General features: G+C 38.5%; 8 protein-coding genes. All 8 read right to left on the reverse strand.

The genetic code is table 11. From position 1 onward, the window contains the following. Nucleotides 1–3326: DNA polymerase III subunit alpha (locus ACW6OJ_RS06605; RefSeq protein WP_456096090.1), on the reverse strand; the 3326-nt coding region annotated here is incomplete at its 3' end. A gap of 41 nt (nucleotides 3327–3367) precedes the next feature. Continuing rightward, nucleotides 3368–4333: a DNA-binding protein WhiA gene (gene whiA / locus ACW6OJ_RS06610; RefSeq protein WP_293437333.1), complete on the reverse strand. Its 966-nt coding sequence runs from the start codon at nucleotides 4331–4333 to the stop codon at nucleotides 3368–3370. A 3-nt stretch (nucleotides 4334–4336) separates the two neighbouring features. Beyond that, a complete protein-coding gene (locus ACW6OJ_RS06615; RefSeq protein ID WP_293429442.1) occupies nucleotides 4337–4753 on the reverse strand; it encodes an NUDIX hydrolase in 417 nt (138 codons plus the stop codon). A 32-nt stretch (nucleotides 4754–4785) separates the two neighbouring features. Beyond that, entirely contained in the window at nucleotides 4786–5919 is a 1134-nt protein-coding gene (locus ACW6OJ_RS06620) for a gluconeogenesis factor YvcK family protein (RefSeq protein WP_293433074.1), read from the reverse strand. A 10-nt stretch (nucleotides 5920–5929) separates the two neighbouring features. Continuing rightward, nucleotides 5930–6793 carry an RNase adapter RapZ gene (gene rapZ, locus ACW6OJ_RS06625; RefSeq protein WP_314496143.1) on the reverse strand — a complete coding sequence of 288 codons (864 nt, stop codon included), beginning with the start codon at nucleotides 6791–6793 and terminating at the stop codon, nucleotides 5930–5932. A gap of 43 nt (nucleotides 6794–6836) precedes the next feature. Continuing rightward, nucleotides 6837–7580, reverse strand: a complete 744-nt coding sequence (locus tag ACW6OJ_RS06630) for a PHP domain-containing protein (protein ID WP_412427096.1) — start codon at nucleotides 7578–7580, stop codon at nucleotides 6837–6839. A gap of 50 nt (nucleotides 7581–7630) precedes the next feature. Next, entirely contained in the window at nucleotides 7631–8551 is a 921-nt protein-coding gene (gene murB, locus ACW6OJ_RS06635) for a UDP-N-acetylmuramate dehydrogenase (protein ID WP_293433083.1), read from the reverse strand. A gap of 87 nt (nucleotides 8552–8638) precedes the next feature. Beyond that, nucleotides 8639–8809: a hypothetical protein gene (locus tag ACW6OJ_RS06640; RefSeq protein ID WP_456096091.1), complete on the reverse strand. Its 171-nt coding sequence runs from the start codon at nucleotides 8807–8809 to the stop codon at nucleotides 8639–8641.

An 8809-nucleotide genomic window follows, 5' to 3' on the forward strand; every position in this document is an offset into this window, starting at 1 on the left:
CCATAGCCGCCATTATAGGTAGACTTCTGACTTGAGAACTCGCTATCATCATCTATTGACTTTACTTCACTAGCTATCAGTGATACATCTTCATCCCCCCTGATACTAATCTTACCCTTTATCAGCACTATCTGGTCTTCCTTAATCAGGCTCTTGTATTTTTCTAAGACTCTTGGGAAGACTACTACTTCCATAGTACCATAAAGGTCTTCAAGATTGATAAAGGCCATTATCTCATTATTTTTTGTAGTGAAGGACTTTTTGGATATTATCATTCCTCCCACAATATGGTCTTGGTCATTTATCTCTAATAGCTTTTCAGGTTCTTCCCTAAGCTTGTTAATACGGGCATTTGTAATAGATATTCTATCTTCTAATTTGTTCGTATATTCAGATAGGGGATGTCCAGATACATAAAGTCCTAGGACCTCTTTTTCCATATCTAGTTTAATCCTATCCTTAAACTCTTCAACCCTGTCTATCCTACCTAATTCAAGTTCATCCTGTTTGCCCATATCTGCAAACATATCAAACATAGATATCTGCCCTTCTACATTCCTCTTCTTGTCCCTACTAATAGAGTCTAGGACATCCTCAAAAGCAAACATTAGGCTGGCCCTGTTATCACCTGTTGAGTCAAAAGCACCACACTTTATTAGGCTTTCTATAGTCTTCTTATTGGCAAACTTAGAATCTATCCTCTTTACCAGGTCTGTAAGATTCTTATATGGTCCATTGGCCTCCCTCTCTGCGACTATATTATCTATGGCATTGGCCCCAACATTTTTTACTGCAGCCAGACCAAACCTAATATGGTCTCCATCTACAGAAAACTTGGAATATGACTTATTAATATCTGGAGGTAGAACCTCTATCCCTATAGAGTTACACTCTCTCATATACTCAACAACCTTATCATTATTACCCATTACAGAGGTCATAAGGGCCGCCATAAATTCTACTGGATAGTAGGTTTTTAAGTAGGCTGTTTCATATGACAAGACACCGTATGCTGCTGCATGAGACTTATTAAAGGCATACTTAGCAAAGTCAATCATATCATCAAAAATCTGGTTGGCTATATCCTCTGGCACACCATTTCTTACACAGCCGGCAATTTCTATATTATCATTTTCATCTAGCTTACCATGGATAAAGTACTGTCTCTCCTTTTCCATGACATCCATCTTTTTCTTACTCATGGCCCTACGCACAGAGTCACTACGACCCAGGCTATAGCCACCTAGGTCCCTTACCACCTGCATTACCTGTTCCTGATAAACTAGACATCCATATGTCACATCTAGTATAGGCTTTAGCTTCTCATGTAGGTATGTAACCTGGTCAGGATTATTCTTGCAATTTATATAGGTCGGTATAGAGTCCATTGGCCCTGGTCTAAATAGGGAAATTCCTGCAACTATATCTTCAAAGCAATTCGGCTTTAGTTGCTTCATAAAGTTCCTCATACCGCCACTTTCCAGCTGGAAAACACCCAGAGTATTGGCCTGGGATATCAGGTCAAATACCTTTGGATCATTGTATTCCATCTTACTAAAATCTATCTTTTCCTTGTAGCCCTTCTTTTCACGGTTTACTTCGATTAGGTCAAGGGCATCCCTGATAACAGTCAGGGTTCTTAGACCTAGGAAGTCCATCTTTAGAAGTCCTAGTTCTTCAATTGTTGTCATTGTAAACTGGGTAGTGATGGAGTCCTGGTTCTTGTACAATGGTACATACTCATATACAGGTTTCTTAGAAATAACCACTCCTGCCGCATGGGTAGATGCATGCCTAACCATACCCTCCATTTCCTTGGAAATATCAATAATTTCCTTTACCTCATGGTCTGCCTCATATAGGTCCCTAAGGTTCGGATTCATATCAAAGGCCTTATCTATAGTCATTCCTAGGGCGAAAGGTATTTCCTTGGCCACACTATCCACCTTGTTGTAGGCAATGTCTAAGACCCTACCTACATCCCTAATAGCCAGCTTGGCCCCCATTGTACCAAAGGTTATAATTTGTGCAACGTGGTCTATACCATACTTCCTCTTCACATAGTCTATAACCTCTTCACGTCTTTCGTAGCAAAAGTCTATATCTATATCAGGCATGGTTACTCTCTCAGGATTCAGGAAACGCTCAAAAAGTAGGCTGTACTTGATAGGGTCTATGTCTGTAATCTTTAGTGTGTAAGCTACTATAGATCCTGCCGCTGATCCTCTGCCTGGACCAACCATTATATTATTCTGCTTGGAATAATTGATAAAATCCCACACTATTAGGAAGTACTCTATATATCCCATATTTGCTATTACTTCTATTTCATAATTCAACCTATCTCTTAGGGCCTGGTCAACATTACCATCCTCATCTCCATACCTTTCAACCAAGCCTTGGTTACATATATGCTGAAGGTATGTCAAGGCCGTATAGCCTTGAGGAACATCAAAGGTAGGAATATGGTAGCTATCAAAGTCAAATTCCACATTACACCTTTCAGCTATCTCAAGTGTATTATCAATTGCTTGTGGAGCAAAAGTAAATAGACCCTCCATTTCTTCCCTAGACTTTATATAAAATTCATCATTAGGGAACTTCATCCTTGATGGATCATCCAGTGTCTTTTGCATCTGTATACACATCAAAACATCCTGTATCCTTGCATCCTCCCTATATACATAGTGGGCATCATTTGTTGCCACTAGTGGAATATCCATATCCTTGGATAACTTTAGAAGTCCTGTGTTTACTTCCTTGTCCTCTGCCAGCTTGTGATCTTGGACCTCTAAGAAAAAATTATCCTTACCAAATATATCTATGTATTCCTGGGCCAAGGACCTAGCCCTGTCAAAATTTCTAGCTAGAATGGCCTTTGGTATCTCACCGTTTAGGCAGGCTGATAGGCATATAATACCTTCAGAATACCTTCTTAGGTGGTCCTTATCAGTCCTTGGCTTGTAATAAAAACCATCGACATAGGCATCTGATACTATCTTAATAAGGTTCTTGTATCCTTGGTTATTTTCTGCCAATAAAATTAAATGAGAGGAATACTTGTCAAGGGTTGAATCCTTGCTCTCCATATCTCTAGGGGCTAAATATACCTCACAACCAATTATGGGCTTTATACCTGCAGACTTACATTTTTTATAGAAGTCTACTACACCAAACATAGACCCATGGTCTGTAATTGCGCAGGCAGTCATACCTAGGTCCTTAACCCTTGATATTAACTTGTCTAGCCTGGAAAAACCGTCTAAGAGGCTGTATTCTGTATGGACATGCAAATGGCAAAAGTCCTTCTTCTCTGTATTTTCCATATTTACCCCCTTCTTAAAATAGCTGATGCATGAGCACCAGCCTAGAATAAGTCATCAATAGATACCTGATCCCTATATTGATCAGCAATTTTTTCGATTTTTTTAAACCTATGATTGACGCCAGACTTACCAAGAGGAGGATGCATTTTTTCACCCAATTCCTTCAGACTGATATCTTCATTTTCCAATCTCAAAAGAGCCAATTCTTGTAGGTTTTCAGGTAGCTTACTTATACCTATAGTCTTCTGTATTATCAGGATGTTCTCCACCTGCTTAACCGCCGCATCCACCGTTTTGGATAGGTTGGCAGTTTCACAATTTACAATCCTATTAACCTTGTTACGCATATCCTTTACTATCTTTATATTCTGTAACTTGAACATGGCCTTGTGGGCCCCTATCATGGCTAAGAGGTCTGATATCTGTTCACTTTCCTTTAGGTATACTACATGATAGTTCTTTCTTAAAACTATCTTACTGGTAAAGCCCATGGAATTAATCAAATCACTTAATTCATAGGCATAGTCTTCATTATTTGTAACAATTTCCATATGGTAGTTTTTTTCTGGATCATTTATGGAACCAGATCCCAAAAAAGCCCCCCTTACATAGGCATAGGCCTCTTCTGAGCTATCTACTATCTTCCTAGGTATATCATTTTTGGAGAAAAAGCTATCTTCTCTTTCTAATATACCCAGGTCAACCAATAATTTTGCTGCCCCCATTTCTGGAGTAACAGTCAAAACATAGCTGTTGTTTTTCTTTAACATTTGATTTTTATTAACTGTGATACTAGTGTTTATATCAAAGCAGGTCTTTAAGAGCTTGAATATTTTTCTAGCTATAGAATTCAACTCTGTCGTTATCTTAAGACTCATCTTCATATTTCCAGCAAACTGTATACTACCAGCCTGCCTAATGATTGCAGACAGCTCTGCTATATCTGCCTTTTGGTTAGGATTGTCAATCCTCGCTAGTTCATTTTTCGCTTCTGTAGAAAAAGACATTTTCTATTGCCCCTTTTTAATTTCCTTTAGGGCTACCCTTATAATTTCCTTTTCATCGTCATATCTAGCCATATTTACAACCCTGTCAATATGGATGAACTTAGCATCGACAAAGCCCTCTTCCTTCTGAGGTATAGTGTCCATACACTTTGTATTCATCAGGTACCAGTATACAATCTTGTGTACTTGTTTTGTGTGGTCCCAATTTTCCTTATATGTATAGTGGATTTCTCCCAAGTATTTATCTATATTGGCCTTTACGCCAGTTTCCTCTTTTACTTCCCTTAGGGCAGCCTCCTCGTGACTCTCTCCTGACTCTATCTTTCCCTTGGGTAGGACCCAATCACCATTGTATTTTCTCAATAGTAAGATAGCATTGCCTAGAAGAACGACCCCTCCTGCACTTTGCTCTTCTCTCATAGTATCACTCCTTAAATATATATAATCAAATGTTATTTATCGTTTTTAGCCTTTATAGCTATGTCTACTACTGCCTTTGATACCATTTCAGCATCATGACGTATGTAGCCATTCTTTATTTCAATTAATTTCTCTTCAATGCATTTTATGCCCATAGCCTCTAGGCCATCCCTTTGTTCCTTGTCCAACATAACAAGCTCTGCCCCATCCTTGGCATATCTTTCGAACACACCCTGAGGTAGGTACTCATTGTTGACTAGAACATAGTCTATAAAGTTAATACCAGCATGGTCAACTATGACCTTTACATGGTCAAGGACATTCTTGCCACCTGTTTCACCTGGCTGGGTCATTATATTACAGACATAAACCTTAGGTGCCCTCGTAGTTGATAGGGCATCTACTACACCTTCAACCAATAGGTTTGGAAGGATACTCGTATATAAACTTCCTGGTCCTATGGCTACTGCATCGGCATTTTTTATGGATGTAACCACTTCATCAAGTGGCTTGGCATCCGGATTATCTAAATAAATTTTTTTAATTGCACTCTTAGTTTTTCTAACCTGGCGTGGTATATTTGATTCTCCAACCACAGTTTCTCCATTTTCTAGCTCTGCTATCAGGTTTATATTATCCAATGATACTGGCAATACCCTTCCTGTTACAGCAAATACCTGGCCCATCTTGTAGACAGCCGTTTCAAAATTATCATATATACCTGTCATAGCTGCAAGAAATAAGTTGCCAAAACTTTGGCCCTTAAGGCTTCCATCTGGGAACCTATACCTCATAACCTCACTCATGGCTGGCTCCATATTAGCCAAGGCCAATAGACAGTTTCTTATATCTCCTGGCGGTATCATACCCAAGTCCTCTCTCAAGACACCTGAACCTCCACCATCATCTGCTACAGTTACTATTGCAGTTATATTTTTTGTTTCATGCTTAAGGCCTCTCAGAAAAACCGACTGGCCTGTACCACCACCTATAACTACTACATTAGGATCATCCTTCTTATAGGTGAACATTTCCATTTGCTTCATATTCTGTTCAACAGTCTTTTTATATAGCTTGGCAACCTTATAAAGTACCACTAGGGCCAATATAAAGGCTAGTATACTCAAGAACGGTAGCACTAACGAAACAATCTCCCATTTACTCATAATGTCACCCCTAATCTAGCTTTGCATCCCTATGTTTTTTGACTGCCCTGTAGCCCTTGTCGTTCAAATAATCATATGTGTAGTTGGCAATTGTGACGGACCTATGCCTACCGCCTGTACAACCTACACCAATAACTAAATGTTGCTTGCCTTCATTGATATATTCAGGTATCAAGAAGTCTAACATGTCAAAAAACTTTTCGATAAAATCATGACTCACCTTTGAGTCCATTACAAAATCTCTTACATCCTGGCTATCACCAGTCTTTGGCCTAAGCTCTAAATCATAGTATGGGTTAGGTAAAAATCTTACGTCCATAACCAAGTCCGCATCTGTTGGCAGACCATACTTAAATCCAAAAGATACTACCGAGATAGTTATATTAGGACTTTCAAGTCCATCACCCTCATCGTATATACTGGCAATTTCAGCCTTAAGGTCCTTAGGCTTCATATTGGTTGTATCAACTATCATCTTAGAAACCCTCTTTAAAGGTTCCATTATTACCCTTTCCTTTTTAATGCCGTCTGAAATCTGTGAATTTACAGCCAGCGGGTGGTTACGCCTAGTCATCTTGTATCTCTTGATCAAGACGTCATCATCACAATCTAAGTAGATCATATCATACTTAAAATTGGCCGCGCTCAACTGGTCAAGAGCCGAATTAAGAGTCTGAAAAAACTCCCTTCCCCTTATATCTATACCTAGGGCCACCTTGTCAATATTTGAATTCCCATGGAAAAATAATTCTGCAAAATTCACTATCAAGGCAGGAGGTAAATTATCTACACAATAAAAGCCTATATCTTCCAAGGCTCTCATGGCCTCACTCTTGCCTGAACCTGACAATCCAGTTACTATGACAAACTTCATAAAAAACCTCCTTTAACATTACCTACTCAGTCTCTATATATCACTAATCCTTGACCAGGTTTACTATCCTAGCAGGGTCTAGTCCACTTTCCTCTACTATTTCATATGCCCTTTCAAAATTAGCTATATTTTCAGGCTTATGGGCATCAGAGCCTATGTAAAACTTCAGGTCCATATGACTAATGTCTCTTATCATCTCAGGGCTTAGCCTATTGTGATGACCATTAATTTCTAAGCCTGTATTAGTTCTTACTGCAGCCTGAGCTACCTCTACAATATCTACCTGACCCTTGTCTCCTGGATGGGTAATGTACTTTAAGTCATACCTCTCCATAGCCTTAATAAGGGCCCTAGTATTATATTTTTTCGAAAATAGCCTTCCCGAAAACAAGAAATTATCTATATGGTGGAGAATAGACCTAAGTGATGTTGGTCTAGACCCGTAGTGGTAGCCCGCCAAGATATAATCAAAATAGTGAACCATATCGTCTGGCATATCTATCCTACCAGTGTCATCTAAAATATTACACTCCATCCCCATCAGCACCTTAATCTGCGGATATTTCTTGTTTAGTCTATCTATTTCTTCTCTTTCTTTTTTTGCATTTTTTCTCGATAGTCCATAGAAATTATGGTTAAATCCGTGTTCAGAAATACCAATAACCTCAAGCCCCTTATCTATGGCAGCAAGGACGTTTTCTTCTATCGTTCCCTTGGCATGCCTTCTATTTTCATTATTACCACAACTATAAATCGTATGTGTATGGTAATCTGCAAGAATTTTCATAGTCACCTCCAGATTACTAAAAATAAGTGCCTAAGTATCTACTTAGACAATTATTCCTCATCCTCGCCTAGGATCTTTACCTCTTCCTCAAGATGTACACCCTGACATTCAAATACTGTCTTCTTTATATGTTCGATCAGGTCTACTATATCCTTGGCACTTGCCTTATTGTAGTTTATGACAAATCCAGAATGCTTGCTTGATACCTGAGCACCTCCGATAGATACACCCTTAAGATTGGAATCCTGTATTAACTTTCCTGCAAAGTAACCAGTAGGTCTCTTAAATGTACTGCCTGCACTCGGATACTCTAATGGTTGTTTAGTCCTTCTCTGAAGGGCTAGATCTTCCATCCTAGCCTTAATTTCTGCATAGTCTCCCTTTTCTAGTGATATTATAGCTGAAATAGCTATCCAACTTTCATCAGTCAGTCTACTATGCCTATAGCCAAAATTCATTTCTTCATTTGTAAATTCTACTATCTGACCTTCAATATTCATCAGTCTTACAGACTTAACTATGTTCTTCATTTCTCCACCATAGGCACCTGCATTCATAGCAAGGGCACCACCCAGTGTTCCTGGTATACCTGAAGCAAACTCAAAGCCAGTTAGGGACTTTTCCATAACAGCCCTGCCTATAACAGATAGTAGGGCACCAGACTGAATTTCTACCTCTGTACCTCTTATTTCAAAGTCGCTAAAGTTGTCTGATATTTCTATTACCAGACCTCTGAAGCCACCATCTTTTATCAATATATTACTACCATTTCCCTTAACTAAAAATGGAATATTTAACTCATTAACCATCTTAAAAATATTGCCTATTTCTTCCTCAGTTTTTGGTCTAACTAGAATATCAGCAGGACCACCAACCCTGAAGGATGTACGTTTATTCATTGGTTCATCTATGTAAATTGAATTTTCATCTATAATTTGACTTAATAGATTATAAATTTCTTTTTTATCCATCATATCCTCCTTTTAAAATATCTAATAATCTACCACCTTATATGATAACCAATACAGAAAAAAATAACAATAGTTTTTGAAAATAAATTATTTTTCATTATTTTTAATTGCGACTGTTAACTTGTTTGAAAACTCAACTGCTGCATCATTTCCTAACTGTCTTTGCCTATAGTTCATAGCAGCTACCTCTAGTATAAGAGCTGTATTTCTACCTGGTCTTACTGGTACTACTAACTTTTCTATTTTTTCACCCAGCAT

Source organism: Peptostreptococcus sp., assembly GCF_977045075.1.

Bases quoted from the DNA above. Each gene is read 5' to 3' on its own strand.
- ACW6OJ_RS06620 (WP_293433074.1), bottom strand. From the start codon at position 5,919: ATGAGTAAATGGGAGATTGTTTCGTTAGTGCTACCGTTCTTGAGTATA.
- rapZ (WP_314496143.1), bottom strand. From the start codon at position 6,793: ATGAAGTTTGTCATAGTAACTGGATTGTCAGGTTCAGGCAAGAGTGAG.
- murB (WP_293433083.1), bottom strand. From the start codon at position 8,551: ATGGATAAAAAAGAAATTTATAATCTATTAAGTCAAATTATAGATGAA.
- ACW6OJ_RS06630 (WP_412427096.1), bottom strand. From the start codon at position 7,580: ATGAAAATTCTTGCAGATTACCATACACATACGATTTATAGTTGTGGT.
- ACW6OJ_RS06615 (WP_293429442.1), bottom strand. From the start codon at position 4,753: ATGAGAGAAGAGCAAAGTGCAGGAGGGGTCGTTCTTCTAGGCAATGCT.
- whiA (WP_293437333.1), bottom strand. From the start codon at position 4,333: ATGTCTTTTTCTACAGAAGCGAAAAATGAACTAGCGAGGATTGACAAT.
- ACW6OJ_RS06640 (WP_456096091.1), bottom strand. From the start codon at position 8,809: ATGCTGGGTGAAAAAATAGAAAAGTTAGTAGTACCAGTAAGACCAGGT.